The organism is Shewanella hanedai, from assembly GCF_007197645.1.
In the GTDB taxonomy this organism is placed as follows: domain Bacteria; phylum Pseudomonadota; class Gammaproteobacteria; order Enterobacterales; family Shewanellaceae; genus Shewanella; species Shewanella hanedai.
Genome location: NZ_VKGK01000003.1, coordinates 103,659 through 122,371, shown reverse-complemented (window position 1 = coordinate 122,371; position 18,713 = coordinate 103,659). Strand labels below are relative to the sequence as shown.

At 42.1% G+C, this 18,713-nt stretch carries 21 protein-coding genes and 1 tRNA gene; 11 read left to right on the top strand and 11 right to left on the bottom strand.

Going from position 1 to position 18,713, the window contains the following annotated elements; translation table 11 throughout:
* Nucleotides 1–2: 2 nt before the first annotated feature.
* From flgH to FN961_RS03915, 9 genes are all read right to left on the bottom strand, one after another.
* Complete coding sequence (gene flgH, locus FN961_RS03955) at nt 3–692, bottom strand: flagellar basal body L-ring protein FlgH (protein WP_143563248.1); 690 nt, start codon at nt 690–692, stop codon at nt 3–5.
* A 10-nt stretch (nt 693–702) separates the two neighbouring features.
* Entirely contained in the window at nt 703–1,491 is a 789-nt protein-coding gene (gene flgG / locus FN961_RS03950) for a flagellar basal-body rod protein FlgG (protein ID WP_143563247.1), read from the bottom strand.
* A gap of 11 nt (nt 1,492–1,502) precedes the next feature.
* Nucleotides 1,503–2,246, bottom strand: a complete 744-nt coding sequence (gene flgF / locus FN961_RS03945; RefSeq protein ID WP_143563246.1) for a flagellar basal-body rod protein FlgF — start codon at nt 2,244–2,246, stop codon at nt 1,503–1,505.
* A 288-nt stretch (nt 2,247–2,534) separates the two neighbouring features.
* Nucleotides 2,535–3,896, bottom strand: a complete 1,362-nt coding sequence (flgE, locus tag FN961_RS03940; RefSeq protein WP_143563245.1) for a flagellar hook protein FlgE — start codon at nt 3,894–3,896, stop codon at nt 2,535–2,537.
* 146 nt (nt 3,897–4,042) lie between these two features.
* Nucleotides 4,043–4,858 (bottom strand): flagellar hook assembly protein FlgD, encoded by an 816-nt coding sequence (gene flgD / locus FN961_RS03935; RefSeq protein WP_143563244.1) that lies wholly within the window; start codon nt 4,856–4,858, stop codon nt 4,043–4,045.
* A gap of 13 nt (nt 4,859–4,871) precedes the next feature.
* Nucleotides 4,872–5,288: a flagellar basal body rod protein FlgC gene (gene flgC / locus FN961_RS03930; protein ID WP_143563243.1), complete on the bottom strand. Its 417-nt coding sequence runs from the start codon at nt 5,286–5,288 to the stop codon at nt 4,872–4,874.
* 2 nt (nt 5,289–5,290) lie between these two features.
* Nucleotides 5,291–5,689 (bottom strand): flagellar basal body rod protein FlgB, encoded by a 399-nt coding sequence (gene flgB, locus FN961_RS03925; RefSeq protein WP_143563242.1) that lies wholly within the window; start codon nt 5,687–5,689, stop codon nt 5,291–5,293.
* A gap of 345 nt (nt 5,690–6,034) precedes the next feature.
* Entirely contained in the window at nt 6,035–6,868 is an 834-nt protein-coding gene (locus tag FN961_RS03920) for a CheR family methyltransferase (protein WP_143563241.1), read from the bottom strand.
* Between the two features lie 119 nt (nt 6,869–6,987).
* Complete coding sequence (locus FN961_RS03915) at nt 6,988–7,908, bottom strand: chemotaxis protein CheV (protein ID WP_143563240.1); 921 nt, start codon at nt 7,906–7,908, stop codon at nt 6,988–6,990.
* A 204-nt stretch (nt 7,909–8,112) separates the two neighbouring features.
* Here FN961_RS03915 and flgA point away from each other — a divergent pair, with 204 nt between their 5' ends.
* The 3 genes from flgA to FN961_RS03900 all read left to right on the top strand — a co-directional run bounded on the left by flgA (nt 8,113) and on the right by FN961_RS03900 (nt 9,659).
* Nucleotides 8,113–8,820 carry a flagellar basal body P-ring formation chaperone FlgA gene (gene flgA / locus FN961_RS03910; protein WP_143563359.1) on the top strand — a complete coding sequence of 236 codons (708 nt, stop codon included), beginning with the start codon at nt 8,113–8,115 and terminating at the stop codon, nt 8,818–8,820.
* 81 nt (nt 8,821–8,901) lie between these two features.
* Nucleotides 8,902–9,228 carry a flagellar biosynthesis anti-sigma factor FlgM gene (gene flgM, locus FN961_RS03905; RefSeq protein WP_143563239.1) on the top strand — a complete coding sequence of 109 codons (327 nt, stop codon included), beginning with the start codon at nt 8,902–8,904 and terminating at the stop codon, nt 9,226–9,228.
* A gap of 5 nt (nt 9,229–9,233) precedes the next feature.
* Nucleotides 9,234–9,659: a flagella synthesis protein FlgN gene (locus FN961_RS03900; protein WP_143563238.1), complete on the top strand. Its 426-nt coding sequence runs from the start codon at nt 9,234–9,236 to the stop codon at nt 9,657–9,659.
* Nucleotides 9,660–9,862: 203 nt separating this feature from the next.
* On the opposite strand, the gene FN961_RS03895 is transcribed toward FN961_RS03900, so the two are convergent.
* Nucleotides 9,863–10,309 carry an LPP20 family lipoprotein gene (locus FN961_RS03895; protein WP_143563237.1) on the bottom strand — a complete coding sequence of 149 codons (447 nt, stop codon included), beginning with the start codon at nt 10,307–10,309 and terminating at the stop codon, nt 9,863–9,865.
* Nucleotides 10,306–10,932 (bottom strand): FlgO family outer membrane protein, encoded by a 627-nt coding sequence (locus FN961_RS03890; protein WP_143563236.1) that lies wholly within the window; start codon nt 10,930–10,932, stop codon nt 10,306–10,308. Before FN961_RS03890 ends, FN961_RS03895 begins: the two co-directional genes overlap by 4 nt.
* Before the next feature lie 319 nt (nt 10,933–11,251).
* Between FN961_RS03890 and FN961_RS03885 the strand changes: the two genes are divergently transcribed.
* From FN961_RS03885 to FN961_RS03850, 8 genes are all read left to right on the top strand, one after another.
* Entirely contained in the window at nt 11,252–13,042 is a 1,791-nt protein-coding gene (locus tag FN961_RS03885) for a GSCFA domain-containing protein (protein ID WP_143563235.1), read from the top strand.
* Between the two features lie 201 nt (nt 13,043–13,243).
* A complete protein-coding gene (locus tag FN961_RS03880) occupies nt 13,244–14,410 on the top strand; it encodes a flagellar assembly protein FlgT (protein WP_143563234.1) in 1,167 nt (388 codons plus the stop codon).
* A 79-nt stretch (nt 14,411–14,489) separates the two neighbouring features.
* Nucleotides 14,490–14,565 (top strand) — tRNA-Arg (locus FN961_RS03875).
* Between the two features lie 212 nt (nt 14,566–14,777).
* Complete coding sequence (locus FN961_RS03870; protein WP_143563233.1) at nt 14,778–15,638, top strand: hypothetical protein; 861 nt, start codon at nt 14,778–14,780, stop codon at nt 15,636–15,638.
* Nucleotides 15,639–15,760: 122 nt separating this feature from the next.
* Nucleotides 15,761–15,946: a helix-turn-helix domain-containing protein gene (locus FN961_RS03865; protein WP_143563232.1), complete on the top strand. Its 186-nt coding sequence runs from the start codon at nt 15,761–15,763 to the stop codon at nt 15,944–15,946.
* Entirely contained in the window at nt 15,930–16,262 is a 333-nt protein-coding gene (locus FN961_RS03860; RefSeq protein WP_143563231.1) for a hypothetical protein, read from the top strand. Before FN961_RS03865 ends, FN961_RS03860 begins: the two co-directional genes overlap by 17 nt.
* The gene (locus tag FN961_RS03855; protein ID WP_143563230.1) at nt 16,262–16,540 is read left to right on the top strand and encodes a hypothetical protein; all 279 of its coding nucleotides are present in this window, start codon (nt 16,262–16,264) and stop codon (nt 16,538–16,540) included. The genes FN961_RS03860 and FN961_RS03855 overlap by 1 nt, the downstream gene beginning before the upstream one ends.
* Complete coding sequence (locus tag FN961_RS03850) at nt 16,533–18,443, top strand: replication endonuclease (RefSeq protein WP_143563229.1); 1,911 nt, start codon at nt 16,533–16,535, stop codon at nt 18,441–18,443. Before FN961_RS03855 ends, FN961_RS03850 begins: the two co-directional genes overlap by 8 nt.
* Nucleotides 18,444–18,713 lie beyond the last annotated feature (270 nt).

Below are 18,713 nucleotides of genomic sequence, written 5' to 3'. Positions count from 1 at the left end.
CCTTAAAACGGCCACCAGCTACCAAAAAAGAACGAGCTTAACCAGCCCACTTTTTGAGCTTCGGCAAAGGTGCCTGTGCCACTATATTGAATCCTAGCGTTGGCAACACGTGGGGAATCGATAGTATTATCTGGACGTATATCTTGAGAACGAACAATACCTGTAAGACGAACAAATTCATCGCCATTGTTAATGCTTATCCATTTTTCACCACGAATAACCAAGTTGCCATTATTCAGCACTTGCATCACATTGGCAGAGATACTGCCAGATAAACTGTTACTTTGATCAGCACCTGACTCACGTTTAGTGTTCATGCTGTCTTTATATCTAAGATCAATGGGCTGTCCACCAATAGTGATATTCCCACCACCGGCGTAAATAGGGTCCAGAGTTAAGTCGGTTCCCTTTTTAATCTCATTATTGGCACTTTTCTTTGCTTGGGTCTGCTCCATCAAAATAACGGTGATGATGTCCCCCACCTTCAATGCTTTAATATCTGAATAGAGGCTCGATGCCTGACTATCCTGATACATGGAACCAGTTGCAGCAATCTTAGTTGGCGGAGCTTCCGGATAGACAGGCGCATAATAAGGGTCGTCTGCAATGGGTTTCCCCCCTGTAGAGCTACAACCCGCTAATACTGGTATAAGCAATATGGTCGATACGACCCATGGCAATAACTTAGTCATGGTGATGCCCCTACAAGTTTTGCGTCACGTAAGACAGCATCTGATCGACTGCCGAGATAACTTTAGAGTTCATCTCATAGATACGTTGACTCTCGATCAAATTAACCAGCTCTTCTGTCACATTCACATTCGATGTTTCTAAAGCCCCTTGGCGAATTGCGCCCATGCCATCTAATGATGCCGTTCCCTGAATCGGTGTGCCACTGGCGCCCGTTTCAGTGTATAAATTCTGCCCCATAGGATCTAATCCACTTGGATTGATAAAGTCAGACATGGTCAATTGACCCACCACTTGACTTTCTGCCGTCCCCGCCGTTTTGACAGAGACTTCACCCTCAGCCGAAACCGTAATACCGGTTGCATTTTCAGGAATGGTAATTGAAGGCTGAACCACATAGCCAGAACCGGATGTCACTATTTGCCCAGTATCATCTAAGGTAAATTGGCCGTTGCGGGTATAAGCTGCCGTTCCATCTGGTAATTGGATTTCAAAAAAGCCGGGTCCTTCGACCATCAAATCCAAAGAGTTATCAGTGGTGAGCATATTGCCTTGCGTAAACACCTTTTGAGTGGCTACCACTTTTGTTCCCGCACCTATGTTAAGGCCGTTAGGCAACTTAGTGTTTGATGCGCTCACCCCACCCGCCTGATTGACGGTTTGATAAAGGAGATCTTCAAAAACAGCGCGGCTCTTCTTGTAACCAACCGTACTGGCGTTAGCCACATTGTTAGAGATCACTGAGATATCGGTTTGCTGAGCGTCTAGCCCAGTCTTACTTATCCATAACGCCGGATGCATAGTATCTTCTCCTAGCTAATGCGCATTAATGAAGCAGATGCTTGATCCATCTCTTCTGCGGTTTTCATCATTTTGACTTGCATCTCAAACTGACGTTGAATTCCAATCAAAGACACCATTTCATCAACAGCATTGACATTACTGCCCTCAACTGCCCCACTTTCAACAGCGACAAGTGGATCGGTAGGAGCATTCTCACCCGACATCAGTCTGAATAGACCATCGGCGCCCCTCATCATGTTTTCATCGCCGGGATTGACCATTTTTATCTGCCCAACCTCTTCAATAACCTCAGCTGTTGCTCCAAGGGGTCTCACTGAAATAATGCCATCTTGTGATATCGCCACCTTTTCAATAGGCAGTGGCAAAACAATAGGGCCGGAGTCCCCCATAATTGGGTTTCCTCTGTCATTGCGAAGTAAACCTGTAGTGTCAAAACTTAAACTTCCAGAGCGTGTATAAGCTTCACCGCCATCGGCACTCTGAACGGCAATCCAACCACTCCCCTTAACAGCAATGTCGAGATCTCGGCCTGTCGTTTTGATAGGACCAGAGGCGAAGTTTGCTGAGGGGTTTTCAGTCATCGCAAATACACGAGTAGGTAACCCCTCACCAAACGCCTGCATGGAGCGCGCTTGAGCAATATCGGATTTAAAACCATCTGTATTCGCATTAGCTAAGTTGTTTGAACGCACTGCCAGAGCATTCATATTCTGCTTAGCGCCGCTCATCGCGACGTAGAGTAATTTGTCCACCAGCTCCTCCGTCAATCTTTCGCTTAATTCTTTCTATTAATTAAAAGAGAGCAAGTTACGTGCCAAGAAGATAGCTTTGTTAACTAAAAGTAGCCTCAGAGCTTACCGTTAATATAAACTTTGCTCTTCACTTACGAAGTGGTGATGCTGAACTAGAAGCTAACACTAGAATGGCTGTGGCTTAAAATGAAAAGAGCAAAATCAATGCGTTGATTTTGCTCCTAGGATATAAGGTTACTCTTACCTTAACGGCTATATTTAGTCGCAGTTGGCAGTAATCCGTTAAAGTTAACGGATCTGAAGTATCGTCTGCTGCAGCGTATTGTTGACTTCAAGCGTTCTTGAGTTAGCCTGGAAATTACGTTGAGCAGAAATAAGATCAACTAACTCTGTCGTCAAATCCACATTTGATTGCTCAAGCGCTGACGAACGTATGCCGCCAAATGTGCCACTGTTGGCTTCACCCGCGAGTGCAAGACCTGAGTCTAAGCTGGCTTTCCATGAAGTGTTACCTACCTGAGTTAAGCCTTGTTCATTAGCAAAACGAGCAAGTGCGACTCGCGCCAAAGGAACCGTAGAGCCGTTACTGTAGCTGGCATTAATCAGTCCATCAGCACCGACTTCGACATTAGTCAAACGACCGACGGTAGTACCATCTTGAGTCAATTCAGTTACTTCAAAAGTCGATGAGTATTGAGTCGGATTATTGAATTTAATGATTAGATTTTGCGTACCATCAGCGCCAGGGCCCAAGACACCAGCACCATTAACACCTAACTCTTCTGTCGTAATAACCGCGGGGTCACTCGCAGTATAAGCACCGGTATCATTATAAGTCAGTACTGAACCTTTCCAGCCACCAGCATTGGTCGCTGTACCAGTACCATCAGCAGTACCATCACCGTTAGTATCGGTCTGGTATGTACCTGCTGCACCAGCCAAATCAACTTGCTTACCATCAACGGCGTAGAATGCAACCCAATTACTTGCACCTGTGTATGCTGCCTGCGGTGGACGAACAAAATAGGTCGTCATAACATGTGGCTCACCTAAAGAATCGTACATGGTCACAGCTGTTGAGTTGTTGTATGTTTCACGATCGTTAGGGTCAAATGCAGCAGGGTCTAACGTCGAATCACCCGCATTTAGGTTCATCTGTATGCCAATTTCATCTGTTTTCTTCGGGCTACCCGCCGTATCTGGAATAATAACAGGGCTGGTGGTCGTTAAGCTCACCGACGTCGAATTACCATCCTTATCGACACCAAATGTTTGCAGGTAATTACCTTGAGAGTCTACAAGGTAGTTACTCGAATCAACCTTAAATGCACCTGCTCGTGTAAAGGTATTATCTTGTCCATCCAAACTACTGGAGGTAACAAAGAAGCCACCACCATTAATAGCCATATCTAAGGCATTATTAGTAAACTGTAAGCTTCCTTGATGAAACTGCTGAGCAACCTGGCTTGTCGTAGCACCTCCCCCAACCGCTGTTTTACCATTGGCAAAAATAGAGTTTGCATACACATCAGCAAATTCGGCTCTAGATTCTTTAAAACCAATGCTGTTAACGTTAGCGATGTTATTCGCCGTAGTATTCAAATCTTTCTGGGCAGCGGAAATACCACTCAATGCAATGTTAAACGACATAATTCACCTCTATTTAGATTCATCTCAGAAGGTGACATCGATGCCATCACTTCATTGTTTGAACTAAGTATCTTGTGCCTAGTTAGGAGCAAGATTATTTAATTACTTAAGTTCACCGACTTTCTGTCAGTAAACTTACTTTTCAATTAACTTTCAGAGACAGCCAAGACATCGCCAATCTTAATACCGCCAACGCCTCGTAGGTTGAGAATTGCACCAGTACTGGCTGTGCCTAAAGAAACACTCGTGACATGGGCGTAAGTTGAAACGGCCAGCTCTTCACTCTTACCATCGACCTTACCTGAAGCTTTGATGGAGTAATTGCCATCAGCTACCGGTTCCCCGTTTTTATCTAACCCATCCCAACTCACATCGATATTGCCACCCGCACTACCATCAACGGTAAAAGTCTTCACTAATTGACCTTTATCATCTTCGACACGCACTGTGATGCTCTCGATTGTTTCAGGAGTACTAATAATCCCTTTTATCTCTCTACCTTCGGTTGAAATATTACCTGTATCCGATGGAATTAGTACTTTTTGACCAACCAAACCAGAAGCTTGCAACGCTTGGCTTGATGTCATCACGGTATTGAGATTAATAATTTCATCATTAAGATTGTTGATCCCGTCCACTGTAGAGAACGAAGCCATCTGTGCGATCATCTGATCGTTATCAACAGGCTTGAAAGGATCCTGCATCGACAACTGCTGACTCAATAATGAGAAGAAATCTTCTTGGGTCAGCTCTTGGCTATTTGGCTCAGGAGTCGAAGACTCTTTAGGAAGACGAATTGCATCAAGAAAAGGGTTACCTGTTGTTGATGTCTGCTCGTCACTTTTCGTCGTAGCAGACTGAGCCGCTGATGCAGCTTGTTTTGCCGGAGCCGCAGATTGATTCGATGTCTGCGAAACGCCACCTGAAGGTTGAGCATTAGTTAACGGATTGATGAGGCTCACTGGTTACCTCCTTTTATTTGCCAATTCTAAGCGTTTGCTGAAGCATTGATTTTGCAGCTTCAGAGACTTGGACGTTCATTTGGTATGAACGAGATGCTGAGATCATATCTGCCATCTCCTCCATCACATTCACATTAGGCTTATAAATAAAACCATCATTGTCAGCCATAGGGTGATTTGGAGAGAACTGCTTTTGCAACGGCGCATCACTCTCAACAATGCCTTTTACCGCGACAGATTGAGAAGACTGTTGCTGATGACTGGCTTTTGCCATCTCAGCCTCAAAAATGGGATGGCGTGCACGATACGTTTCATCAATGCTACTGGACACAGAATCTGCATTCGCAATATTACTGGCAGTGGTGTTCAATCTTACCGATTGGGCTGCCATACCAGAACCCGAGACATTGAATATATTGAATAAGCTCATAATTAATCACCTCTCAAGGCTTTTTTAAGCCCAGAAAACTTGCTGTCTAAAAAGCCTAAAGACATTTGATACTCAAGTGCATTCTGCATAAATTCTGATTGCTCTTTTTGAATATCGACCGTATTACCATCACCAGTATCAGGCTGATTAGGTACTCTATAACCATAATGCTGCTCAGAAAGGGCGGCTAAATCGAAGTGTTTACCTTCGTTACCCGTCATCGCCAGACCACGTTGACGGCTCGTTGCGGCTTGTAAAGCCTTATCGAAATCTACGTCACGGGCTTTAAAGTGAGGAGTGTCGGCATTAGCGATATTCGAAGAGATAACTTCAGCACGTTGAGCACGGATCCCAAGGGTATATTGGTGAACGCCTAACGCCTTATCAAAATTTATCGCCATAAAATTGCCTCCTGAGCTTGATGACAGAAGATAAAGCAATAGTTGTGCCATAAAAATAAGGTCGAATTCTAGGAGCATTACTTGTCGATCAGCTTTAACAAGAAGAAACGGGGGGACTAATACATGATAGCAATTAGGAAGAGTAGAAGCGGGGGAACAGAAAAATAGATAAGTGATTGTATTTAAATTATTTTACAAAGGTATGAGTTTATAAAAACGAGTAGCCAACTTATTGGCGTCTTGCGGCAATCCTTGATAGACGAAAATGATGTCACCAGTAAGCTAGAACTCATATATCGAACAACCCTTTAATTCACTGAGCTGTTCGAAGCGGGCATTGAAAAGTTAGGTTTTCTTTTGATAATAAATGCCTGGATTACAACGAACCATATCAAATTCTTCAGTCAAACCGGCAATAGACTCTGAAGCGCCAAGAAAAAGTATCCCTTTAGGGTTTAAAGCGGCAGCAAATTGCCGCAATATTTTCGCCTTTGCCTCTGGGGAAAAATAGATAAGTACATTACGACAAAAGATAATGTCAAACTTACCTAACAAAGTATAACTTTCAAGTAGGTTATGGGCTCTAAAGTTAACCAATCGTTTAACATTATCGTTGATCACCATAGTACCATTTGGGGTCGCGGCGAAAAAATGACGTTTACGCTCTTCAGACAATCCTCTCCCCAAAGCTAAGTTATCATATTCTGCATGTTTGCAGCGTTCCAACATAGTAGGAGATAAATCTGTTGCCAAAATAGACGCATTTCCAGGTAAAGTGCCTGGTTTCTTTTGTTGGTACTCAAGAATAGTCATTGCCAAAGAGTACGGTTCTTGACCAGACGAACAAGCTGCCGACCAAATTTTAAGAGGCCGCCCAAGTCTGCCGTATTCAGGTAACAAATTATTAGCTAACAATTCAAACGGGTATCGATCTCTAAACCATAAGGTTTCATTTGTTGTCATAGCATCGATTACAGAAGCCCGTAATTGTCTCTCTGTAGGCTTCATGGAAAGCTTCACAACTTCAGACAAAGATGGAAGGTTAAATTGTCCCATCAAAGGTGCTAAGCGGCTACGAACTAAATACTGCTTATTATCACCCAGCACAATACCACTGTGTTGTTCTAGAAATAACCTAAATTGTGTGTATTCAGTTTCAGCAAGTGATTTATTTGGCACCTTGGTGTCCTAATATCAGTAAAATAGGCTATTACAGCATTTAATCGAACAGAGCGCTGGTTTATACATTAGCAAGAAAAAAGAAACAAGCTTAATATAGTCGCAGCGCACAGCGGTTATTATAGACTCAAATGTTTATTCACTGCAGCAGCAAGTTCATCAGGGTTAAATTTTGCAATAAAATCATTCGCCCCAACTTTCTCCACCATCGCCTGATTAAAGACTCCGCTTAACGATGTATGCAACACAATTTTAATATTCTTTAATTTGGGATTGTCCCTTATTTCCGCAGTTAGGGTATACCCATCCATCTCAGGCATCTCAATATCAGAGATTATCAACGGTATTTCAGTCGAGACATCATCTAAATTCTCAGCCATTTTTCTGAGTTTATTCAATGCATCTTTACCATCAATAGCGGTATCGATTTGCAAACCGAGTGCCTCAAGCGCACGAATAATCTGTTTTCGAGCAACCGCAGAATCATCAATCACCATAATATGGAAGTTATCATCTTTACCTACGGTTAGACTCTCACTCACTTCCTGACTGATTTCTGTCTTAACGGGTGATATTTCGTCAAGAATCTTTTCAACATCGAGGATCTCAACCAACTCACCTTCAATCTCAGTCACCGCAGTTAGGTAAGAGTATCGTCCAGATCCCTGTGGAGGCGGCATAATCGCTTCCCAGTTCATGTTAATAATGCGTTCAACCGAGCTAACGAGAAAACCTTGAATACTGCGATTGTACTCAGAGATGATGATAAAGCAGCCATCTATACTTTCGACAGGACGACCACCCGTTGCTGCACTCAAATCGATAACCGAAATGGTAGCACCACGAATATGCGCCACACCTTTTACGAAGGAGCTTAGCTTAGGTAAGGTGGTGAGAGGGGGACATTGCAGCACCTCCTTCACTTTGAACACATTTATTCCAAACCTTTGGCGCCCGTTAAGCTTAAAAAGTAGAAGCTCTAACCGATTGGCGCCAACTAACTGGGTTCGTTTATTAACTGACTCAAGAATACTTGACATAATACGCTTGCCTTGTTTGGATGCTGACCTACATTCATTGTACTAATGAGTATAGGCATATTAATTGCTTAAATAGAAATACCTCACAACCAGACCACTGATTAGTCAAGTTTCTGACTCCTTCTCTTCGATTTGAGAAGTGTAAAGTCACGGTCATTACGAAAGTATAGGTGTAATCTAGTGAATCAAGCTAGTCTATTCATTATGAAAGTAAAAAATGTACTCATTATATTTATGATTTATTTTTCTATGCCTAGCTTTGCTGCAAGTCAGGCAAGTGTACCTTCTTTATCGACCATATCTAAATTAGCTATAGAAGTCATAGAAAAAAAAATAAATGTTGCTGATGGTGCCAAGGTTAAAATCACACCTCAGAGCTTAGACTCTCGTCTTTCCCCTCCTTTATGCTTACCTCCGTTAAAAGCAGAACTTGCGACAGATAGGGCAATAAAACGAACGAATACAGTAAAGATAAGTTGTAACAGTCCCCAGCTAGATTATCCGTGGCAGATTTTTTTATCAGTTCGAGTCGATATTCTCTATCCCGTTGTTGTTGCAACGGAAACATTAGGGCCTGGTCAGTTAATCTCCAATGGAGATATTTCAATCCAGTATGTTGATCAAACCCACCTAAGAGGGTTACAATTTGATAACATCAAACAAGTTATCGGCACTCGAACTAAAAGGCGGATTCCGCCAAATCAACCTATTTTTAGTAACAATCTCTGCTTTGTTTGCAAAGGCGACACTGTCTCTATATTTGCACGTTCACAAAATTTAGTGATAAAAACTGTCGGTGAAGCGCTACGAGATGGTAATTTAGGTGATAGAATTCGTATTAAGAACTCACATTCCAACAAAAACCTGCATGCGACAGTCATTGGTGTTGGCGAAGTTGAAGTGAGAATGTAATAACGCAAAAAAATACTAAAGCTCTGCGTATCACTGCCGATATACGTGTATGTTCTTCCTTTTTACTGCTGGAGCCTAACGATGGCTATTAATATTAAACAAGTAGATACAGCTGCTAATTCTCATATTGGCAAAGCGTCAGCGAATAAAACTAATGCACAAGCAAGTCAGACAAGTGGCAGTGCAAGTTCGATTAGCACACCACCAAAAAGTGATTCAGTTTCAATTACTTCAAAAGCTCAACAGCTGCAGAACATTCAGTCTAAACTGGGTGATATTCCTGAAGTTGATAAGAAAAAAGTGGCTGAAATTAAGCTTGCCATTGCAGAGGGTCGTTACAAAGTAGATCCAGAAAAGTTAGCTAGCAATATTGCTATGTTTGAAAATGAACTTAAGGATCTTAATTAGCCTTTATGAGTCAACTATCAGTCATCATTGAAAATCAGCATCAGCTTTTAAAAGAGTTGAAAGTCATCATATCTGATGAAAAGAGTGCATTAGTCAATCAAGATGCCGAGCTCTTACTTTCTTTGGCTTCCAACAAAGCGAAGTTACTTGATGCACTAAAGGCCAATGATGTTAATTTGTCAGCTCAACCTGATATATCTAGCTTGTCATCAGTTCCTCATTTAGTCGAGCAAGTAAAATTTGCCAAAGAGCAGCTCGCAGAATGTCAGCAGCTGAATATAGAAAACTCAAGCTTAATAGAACTCAATATCGCCAGTGTTAACCGCTTTGCTCAAGCTCTGCAAGTGAGTAGAAATGCGTCCAGCCTAACCTATAATGATAAAGGTAAAACGTCTACAATATCGTCATTAGGTAATAACTTAAAAGCTTAACAGGACTATTTTGTGCGTGGTAAATGCTTAGCAGACTCGAGAAGCTGGAAATTCGCTTCTTAGTTTTGAGTGCACACTCCCCTACAACTCTTCATGTATCAGTAAAACCTCAGTAATACATTAAAAAAGAAACAGCGAGTAATAGAGACGATGAATGAAAGTGGCAAGAGAAGATTTACCACTCAAATTATCGAGGTGGATAGCTAAAAGTAAGTCACGCTCTTAACTTTCTGAGTGCGGTTATTTTGTTGATACAGAGCCCAAACCTGAGAAAAATCCAGTTCTAACTCAGTCACATAATGTTCACCAGCGGGATAACTTTTCACCACTTTAGCTCCTCTGATAATCCCCGTAACAGACGCTTGAATTGTATTATCAGTCAACATCCAGTCATTCACTTTACTGCTAGCAGACAACTCTTGGCCATAAACCTGCTCAGCTAACTCACGATAAGCTGCAATTTTTGACGCTTGCATTGCCATCAACACCCGTTGAGATTTATCCTCTGAAGGTTGTAAGTCCAAACTAGCGTAACCAATAGCAGTGAGTTTAGGGAAACTTTCTGGCTGCTGGGTTTCCCACTCAATATAACGATCCTCAGAAGCACAGCCCGATAGTATAAGCATTATCAATATTAACCATCTATTCATTTCAAATCTCCAATCACCTTTGCTTCTTTCATTCCCATACTGGTATCTCTGTAAAGTAAACCATCTTGGGATACCACTTTTTCTGAAGGCCTTAAATAACCAGGTAACTGCATGAGACCAAAACTTGCCTGAGAAGCCGATACAACTCGGTTATTAGTTATATTTACAATTCTAGCATTAACGACCATTCCTTCACTGTTCATACTCATGGTGGAGACTAACACGTGCTCAACAGCCACATCCGCCGGTAGTTGCTGCCAGTTTCGCGTCAATAAAAAGTCCCCTTCTGGCGTCACTCGTATATTTTCACCCACATTAATATCCACGAGACTGAATTGATGCTGATGCATCGCAGTACTCAAGCCTTGTTGAAGCTGGAGACCCACTGCATTGGTTTGATTGAGATCCGCCAACAGTACCGGTGTCGCCACCAACAAAGGTTGAGTTGGACGTAAAGCATCATTATGACGCACCAACTCATTCACTATCTGCTCAGACATGTGATTAATTGCCGTGGTTGACGGCAATCGATTGCCGTCATCTAGTGGTGATTTAGTTGTGTACTCAACCTGTGCACAGCCACTTAGAAGCAAGACAAAGGAAATAAGCAATATAATACGCATGGCTAAACCCTAAATTATACGAACAAGAGATAAACAACACTGACTTCAAACTCAGCTAAGAAGGTAACAAACACCAAATCGTTACTTAACTAAGCAGCAAGTATCAAGCCAAGATATAAAGGTGCCGCTAAATTAAGCCAATCTGGATTAAATATCGGTAACCACTTTTCATCGGCCTTGCCCGGCATAACTTTAAAACTCATTATCATTAATAGCTTGCAGGCACGTTAATTGCTTTATAAATCATCTAATGCACTAAACTACGTAAGAATATCTTTTGCACGACAAAGTGATTTCGGCAATATAGAGGGGAAGGATCATGCAGGGAAGCGATTTTACACCATATAATAATCAAGAAGAAAATGCCTTCTGGCGCACAGCAGTGGCCAATATCAAGCTTGGCCAAGAAGAGTTCAGCCAACTGCATCAAATTGATTTAGCCACCAACGCCCCAAGGATTTCCTCTATCGGTTCTTGTTTTGCACAGCACGTTGGAAAGTGGCTCAATGCCGGAGGCTACCAATTTAATCAAAGTAAACTTGAAACCAATCAAACCTCCAGTTTTGCATTTGGCAACCTATACACTCCAAGGTGCCTTCTACAATGGTTCGATATGAGTGATGACCTGAAACCATTCGATATCAATAGTGCCATCTATTCAGATAACCATAAATATTATGACCTGCTGAGACCCAACTTTAATCCCAAAGGCTTCGACTCACACGCCGATTTAGTCACTGCTAGACTCGCGGCTTCAAATGAGATGCGAGAGACCCTATTAGAAACCGATCTACTGGTATTTACACTCGGGTTAACCGAAGCATGGAAAGATAACGGTGATGTGTACTACCCTAGCTGCCCAGGTGTGGTCTCAGGTATATTCGATGACTCAATCTACACGTTCCATAACTTCAGTTACGAAGAGATCCGCTCCGATCTTGAAGAGATAGCAACTCGGCTTCAATCTATCAACCCCGATATTCAAATCATTTTGACCGTTTCCCCTGTGCCGCTCACCGCCACCATGACAAACAAGCACATTCTAGTAGCAAATCAACATTCGAAATCATTGCTTCGCACTGTTGCCGGTTTCTTAAGTGATAATCATACCGTTTTTTCATACTTTCCCTCTTATGAAATCATTACCGTTGCTGGTGCTGAAGATTTTAGATTTGAACAAAACCTGAGAACCGTCACGCCTCAAGCGGTTAACTATGTCATGCAACACTTTCGTTCGGTTATTGATAAAACGGCGAGTCCAACTTCACTTCTCGAAGCATCAGTTAAACACTTGCCCCCCAAAATGAATCCTTCGAGCAGTAATGAAGTCGTATGCGAAGATGAATTACTCGAAGCTGCAAAAAAACAACAAAGTAGCCAAGCCCAACAGCACAAATGTGATATTAGCCTTTTTGGTGATAGTCATATGGGGAAATTATCCAGCGCTTTTAACAACATAAATGCACAACATTGTGGTGGCATGGTGATGCATGGTTCTGGGTTTTCACAAAAGAAATTTGCCATGTGTGACGCCGAATATTTTGTCCCACTTGAGAGTGCTATATCGAGAAAGTTATGGTCAGACGTATTGCATAACTTAAATATCCATCAGCATGATAAAACAACGGCTAATTCAACCATCATCACCAACCTTGGCATGCAGACCCATCAAAATATATCTAGGCTCACCACTTGGCTAAATCAAACCTATTCTGAAGGTGTATCTGAAATCTCCACCAAGGACTTTATCGATTATTTCAATAATGATTTAACCGACCAACTGTCTATCATTTTGAAACTTCGTGATAATGGACACCAAGTCATCGTGGTATCCGATCCGCCTTTCTGTCAATATTTTGAAGAGTCAAAATCAATAAAGAATCTCATTTATTCATATTTTTACGCGATGGAATATGTATGGAGTCAATTCGGTATTACCTTCTTTAATGCTGCAACGACATTTGATCAAGAGATCTCCGATCCTAAAAATTACCTGTCTAATATCAAATTTGATGATGGCAGCCATGACTGGATCCACGGTAACGACAAGTATTACGCTTGGCTCACAGAAAAATTAATCACATTGGTAAAAGCGCCGAGTTCAGATTAAATCAGAATTGATCTTAGTGACTAAGTTCAAAGTCAGTTGAAGTTAGTCACTCTCTATTTACTGCATATCTCAACTTACCGATTGCAACGCAAAGGCACGATTATTGCTTTATCATAAACACTGGCTGACAGCGGTTATAACTGTCATTTTTATGTCGACGGATCTGTTCATACTGGATCGACAACGATAAATGGATAAAAGATGAAATTTGTAGCCCTACTTCTCCTTAGCTGTCTCTCCCTCTATTCACACCTAGCAATTGGCGCTTGGGTCGTCGTCAAAGGCGAATCAAATATTGTCGATGGCAATGTGACCAAAGCCAGGGAAGATGCCATTCATCAAGCCCTTACTTATGCAACACTGCAAAGTGGTGCCCGTTTTAGCAGCTCTCAAACTGTCAGTAATGGTCAATTAACACAAGACAGCTTCTCTATCGCACAGCAAACCCAAGCCGCCAAAGTCGAATTAATCAACGAGCTGATTGAAGGTGATAAACTCACAGTGATGGTCAGAGTTGATGTGATCGGTGCTAGCTCACATCAGGCCCAGTGTGACAGTCAGTCACTAAAAGCGGCAATACTCGTTCCCCAATCGATGATCAATGACAGAGCCCAATTGCGATACGGTAATATTGGCTTCTTTGAAAAAGCACTCTCTGTGCGCATTGGCGATACATTGACACAAACATCAGACAGCAGCTTCGCCCACTTACATGCAAATGAGCGACTAGACATAGAGCAAGCCTTAGTTGATATCAGAGGCTATCGGCTACCTAGCTGGCTCAGCGAGATAACAGATAGCCAATATGTATTGTTACCAGAGATAATCGACATCTCAACCAACCCTGCCGAAAGCAATATGTTAGGGCTTTGGAGTAGTGATCCTATTCGACAATTTCAACTCAGACTTTCCCTATATCACGGAATAAGCGGTGAGCAAGTCTGGAGCCAAGATTACACATCATCAGCACCATGGGAATTTGAACGCCAAGAAACAGTGCCTTCAAACCAAAACCGGTTCTGGAACTCTGCCTACGGGAAAAATATTGATAAAGTATTAATGCAGGCAACCCAAGATATCGATGCCAGTTTAAGCTGTCGCCCTATTCTCGGTCAGATCGTCGCAAAACAACACGACAGAATAATCATCAATCTAGGTCGTCGCCATGGCATTAAAGTTGGAGATTCATTCCAATTAGTATTGCAGGAGAATTTACCCGATCGTTTCGATAAAATGCGTGCAGTTGCAGGTAAAAGCCGAGCAACAGTCAAAATAGATCAAGTCACCCAAGATACCGCTACCGCTATTCTTGTTGGGCAGAATGCCGCTTACAATGTGCAAATTAATGATATCGCGATAAAAATGTGAATAAGAATTAAGCAACTAAATTAATTAGCTTTTCATCCCCTCTTTTCATTAGGGAGAAAACCAGTATAATCACACTCGTCTCCTTATAGCTCAACAGGATAGAGCAGTCGCCTCCTAAGCGATCGATCGGGGTTCGAGTCCCTGTGGGGAGACCAAATAGGACTTTTTTTCTATTTAAATCAATAGATTAACATTTTTACAACAACCCTGTGCCGCCTCTGTGCCACCACAGGAATGTGCTTTTTTAGCACTTTTTCTTATAAGCATTTCAAATAATCCTCGTTTTACTCCATTAAACTCAGTTATAGACAAATCGCTCCATTTCTAATAGTTTTCTCTTAACGAGATAACATGGAAGTCATATATCATGGATGAACAAGAAAGCACCTTAATCTTTCCCTTACCCATTCATACCTCTGATGGTGGAAAGAGATATTTTACTATTCCAGACAGTGAGAAAAACCCTAACCTTCTTCTATTTGCCCAATTTATACATACAGTGAAGTGCTGTGATTGGTTAAATTTAATCTTAAGAGAGTTCGCTCCACACCTGTCAGATTTTGATTTCGAAGAACTGCCAGTGGAAGAAGTCATAGAATCACTTTCAGGTATCGACGACATTTTGTTAAAAATTGAGAAATTAAGTAAATCTGTTTTAGAACAAACCCTTTCTTTTGCAGAGAAACTGCCAATAGTCAAAGAAGAAGAAAATATAGAGGTCATCAAAAAATTTGCATCTGCAAATAGTCTTCATGAAGCCTTTGAAGGACATGAGGGGTTAGACTTAGTCACTAATATGTTTGCAGCACTTGAATCCAAACAAGCAGACATCCTTCAAGCCTCATTAGCTTGTCATATGGCTGGGCTAACAAAGCCTGCACAAACTTTACTTGAGGAGTTTGTATCTAACGAATTCCTTCATGGAAATGAGTTATACCATTGGCTAACCCTCGACTTGGCATCAGGAGTATCAAAAAAATACTCAGCAAGAAAAGCTGCCAAAAGTGGTAATGACTCTAAACATAGAATCAATAGACAAGTTCGAGCAAAAGCAGTTAAATTATACTTAGACGGTACTTTTCACAACCCGCGCCATGCCACCAAAAAACTTCTACCTAAAGTTGCTGAGATTTCAGCAAAGCTTGGTTCTTCACTAGAATGGGAAAACAATGGTTTTGAACGCTTATATGGCTGGCTAAGAGCCTCTAATAAACCTAAAAAAGTATAAACTTCACAGCGAGCCACACCTTTTTCGCTGCGAGAAACATACTTCTCGCAGCTAACCCCGCATACACACTAACCATCTGATCGTAATCTCACTCCGTCGAACACAAATCTATCGGAGTTAACATGAATACACTACTTACCCCCTCACAGGTTTCTGACTTCTTAGGAGTCACTATAGGAACCCTATCCGTCTGGCGCTGTACTGGCCGCTACCCTCTTAGCTTTATCAAAGTTGGCCGTCGAGTGATGTATCGCGAAAGCGATGTTGAAAACTTCATTAACGGGAGGGTTTATGAACATACTCTTTAATATTTTAACCACTATCATATTGCCGATAACCATCCTTGTTCAGCTTGCTTATATCTGGGGTTCACTAGCAGCGACTAATATCATGCTTCAAGCCACAATTGAAAAACCGTTAACGAGTAGCCAATACACCAAAGCCCCTTCGTACCCGTTAACGGGTACAGAGCCGAAACCTGAACCTATGTACCCGTTAACGAAATCGGTACTCGTTAACGAACCGTCTGCTGATCTTACCCCGTTACGCAAACCCGACTCGTTAGGTTATGTAGAGACACAAAGCGACAGTGAGCAGTCAACGAACAATAAAGGGGGCAAGTAATGGCCGCCTTTACTAAAGAGCAAATTGAATTTATCGAGTGGTTAGATAAAGACAATAGCATTGAGGTCTGTATCGAGGTTTGTGCTGACCTCGGAAAAATGGCGGGTTACGACACCTTTAACGGTCACTTTCAAAAGCGCACCCTGTTTAGATTAAAAATGCAGGGCTTTATTACAGAACAAGCCCATTACGTAATGGGAATCCACTGGCTGCGAGCAAGTCTAAACCAAAGAGGTAAAGCTTGGCTTAGTAATAACCGAGGGGAAACTCATGCCTGAAATTCATGACCATGATATAGAGTGGTTAGACGGGAAGCTCTACGGACTTCCCTCAGCTCATAAAAATGCCATTCTAGCCCTATACAAAAAAAGACCGACAAGACGAGAAGCAAACTTGTCGGTGTTGCAGTTAACCAAATCTATTGCTCAGATATTGGGAAAAGATAGCCACTTTTACAGCATCAACATTGAAGACAAGGATCATCGAGCCAACGCCAAGAAACATGCTCGACGATGCATTAAAATTGCCGCCAATGAACACCGCCAAGGGTTACTAAAAACCTATAACGCAGTGGTTCACTATATGCGCTGTTATCAGATTATCCCGCCTAAACTGCCTGACACGATTCTTACAAATCTAAAAGATGACACGTTAACGGAACTCGAACACGCTAAAGTGCGCGGTGTCCTGTTACGGACAAATGATGAGTCTTGGTGGAAGCCAAAACTCAGAAAGCTGCATAACAGACAAATAGAAACCATCTCACGCATGCTGAATCTGGTGAGCAAGCACAAAGGGATCTATGCCAGTGACATAACCGTGAGCGGCTTTAAGAAACAGTGGCAAAGTAATCAGCAACTACTCGAACAGACTATCGCCACCAATGAAGACGGTTTTAGCATGAGTTTGGCTGAACTCTCAAAACTTAATGTCTCTAATCCTGCTATTCGCTTTGCTGAATTAATGGTTCGCCTACGTGGTTTTGAAGACTACGCCAAAGAGATGGGCTACTCATCTGTATTTCTTACCATGACCACCCCATCTAAATATCACCGAAACTTTGCAAAATCAGGAGATGAAAACCCCAATTGGAATGGAGCAACACCGCTCGATGGCCAAGACTATCTGAATCGCACTTTCCAGCGAATTAGAGCAGCCCTTAAAAGAGATAATATTACGCCATTTGGTTTTCGCATTGCAGAACCCCACCATGACGGAACACCTCATTGGCATTTGATATATTTCATCCCTACGGAGCAACAACAAACCTTAGTCGATACCTTCGAACAATATTGCCTAGAGGAAGATGGAGACGAACACGGTGCTAAAAAGCATCGTTTCAAAGTCATGCATATGGATCCAAAAAAAGGTTCAGCAACGGGTTACGTGGTGAAGTACATCTCTAAAAACATAAACGGCAAAGGCATAGAGCATGACTCTTACGGTAAGGAAGCAGTCACCTCAGCTGAACGAATTAGAGTCTGGGCATCTTGCTGGGGAATACGCCAATTTCAACAGATAGGCGGTGTTGGTGTCACCCAGTGGCGAGAGCTTAGGCGACTGCCTCCACAAACAGACCAATCTCTTGATGAATTTGAAGCAATAAGGCAGGCCGCTGACAATTCTGATTGGAATGAATACACCTCGCTTATGGGAGGCGTATTTTGCAAACGTAACGATCAGACAGTAAGACCGCTATACCTTCAAAAACGAAATCGCCAACCTGCACACCAGCAACACACTAATTTCAGGGAAGCCCAGATAGAACCTAGGGATGCAGAACATCATGATCCAGCAATAGCCCCCAATACTAATCCCGAAATTGCCGAAAGCTGCTCAACAACAAAAATTGATAGCAAAGCCGCTCCAATACTAAGCAATCCCGAAACATGCCCCGTTACAAGCACAGAGCATGAAACCACAACAAACGAGCCTGTAAGCAAGTTAGCAAGCACTTGCATCGAAGAAGAAAGCACATATCAAGAACAGCAAGAAAGCGCATGTAGCCTTAAGCGAGAAAGCGTCAGCAAAGAGTACAAGACTAACCGTTATGGCGACGAACTCATGACACAGCTCAAAGGACTTATCTACCTAGGTGTTGAGATCATCACCCGCCACCACGAATGGACGCTAACACTTACTCATCAGCCTAACGCTGTTAACTTGGAGTCCTGTCAATAACTGTACGACGCTCGTAACCATCAAAGTTTAGTGCTCTAAAATTTACGAAAGAGAGCCTTTGGCGAAATTATAATAAATGGCCGTCAAGAAGGAGCGAAATATATCTACCTAAGTGTTAGGTGAAAAACATCGACTAAAAGCGTAGTAACCTAGTTTAAATCACCTGATCATTTTTTGGATAGGCCAAGTTAAGGTATAGTTTCAAAGTGTACTGATTGAGAGAATTAAAACCAAGACTGGTAACATACAATTATTACTTCGTTATGATAT

Excerpts from the sequence above, each read along its gene's own strand:
- FN961_RS03890 (WP_143563236.1), bottom strand. The coding sequence starts at position 10,932 with ATGCGTATTATATTGCTTATTTCCTTTGTCTTGCTTCTAAGTGGCTGT.
- flgA (WP_143563359.1), top strand. The coding sequence starts at position 8,113 with ATGAAAGTAAAAAATGTACTCATTATATTTATGATTTATTTTTCTATG.
- flgE (WP_143563245.1), bottom strand. The coding sequence starts at position 3,896 with ATGTCGTTTAACATTGCATTGAGTGGTATTTCCGCTGCCCAGAAAGAT.
- FN961_RS03865 (WP_143563232.1), top strand. The coding sequence starts at position 15,761 with ATGAATACACTACTTACCCCCTCACAGGTTTCTGACTTCTTAGGAGTC.
- FN961_RS03870 (WP_143563233.1), top strand. The coding sequence starts at position 14,778 with ATGGATGAACAAGAAAGCACCTTAATCTTTCCCTTACCCATTCATACC.
- flgB (WP_143563242.1), bottom strand. The coding sequence starts at position 5,689 with ATGGCGATAAATTTTGATAAGGCGTTAGGCGTTCACCAATATACCCTT.
- FN961_RS03885 (WP_143563235.1), top strand. The coding sequence starts at position 11,252 with ATGCAGGGAAGCGATTTTACACCATATAATAATCAAGAAGAAAATGCC.
- FN961_RS03860 (WP_143563231.1), top strand. The coding sequence starts at position 15,930 with ATGAACATACTCTTTAATATTTTAACCACTATCATATTGCCGATAACC.
- flgG (WP_143563247.1), bottom strand. The coding sequence starts at position 1,491 with ATGCATCCGGCGTTATGGATAAGTAAGACTGGGCTAGACGCTCAGCAA.
- flgM (WP_143563239.1), top strand. The coding sequence starts at position 8,902 with ATGGCTATTAATATTAAACAAGTAGATACAGCTGCTAATTCTCATATT.
- FN961_RS03900 (WP_143563238.1), top strand. The coding sequence starts at position 9,234 with ATGAGTCAACTATCAGTCATCATTGAAAATCAGCATCAGCTTTTAAAA.
- FN961_RS03895 (WP_143563237.1), bottom strand. The coding sequence starts at position 10,309 with ATGAATAGATGGTTAATATTGATAATGCTTATACTATCGGGCTGTGCT.
- flgC (WP_143563243.1), bottom strand. The coding sequence starts at position 5,288 with ATGAGCTTATTCAATATATTCAATGTCTCGGGTTCTGGTATGGCAGCC.
- flgH (WP_143563248.1), bottom strand. The coding sequence starts at position 692 with ATGACTAAGTTATTGCCATGGGTCGTATCGACCATATTGCTTATACCA.
- FN961_RS03915 (WP_143563240.1), bottom strand. The coding sequence starts at position 7,908 with ATGTCAAGTATTCTTGAGTCAGTTAATAAACGAACCCAGTTAGTTGGC.
- FN961_RS03855 (WP_143563230.1), top strand. The coding sequence starts at position 16,262 with ATGGCCGCCTTTACTAAAGAGCAAATTGAATTTATCGAGTGGTTAGAT.
- FN961_RS03850 (WP_143563229.1), top strand. The coding sequence starts at position 16,533 with ATGCCTGAAATTCATGACCATGATATAGAGTGGTTAGACGGGAAGCTC.
- FN961_RS03880 (WP_143563234.1), top strand. The coding sequence starts at position 13,244 with ATGAAATTTGTAGCCCTACTTCTCCTTAGCTGTCTCTCCCTCTATTCA.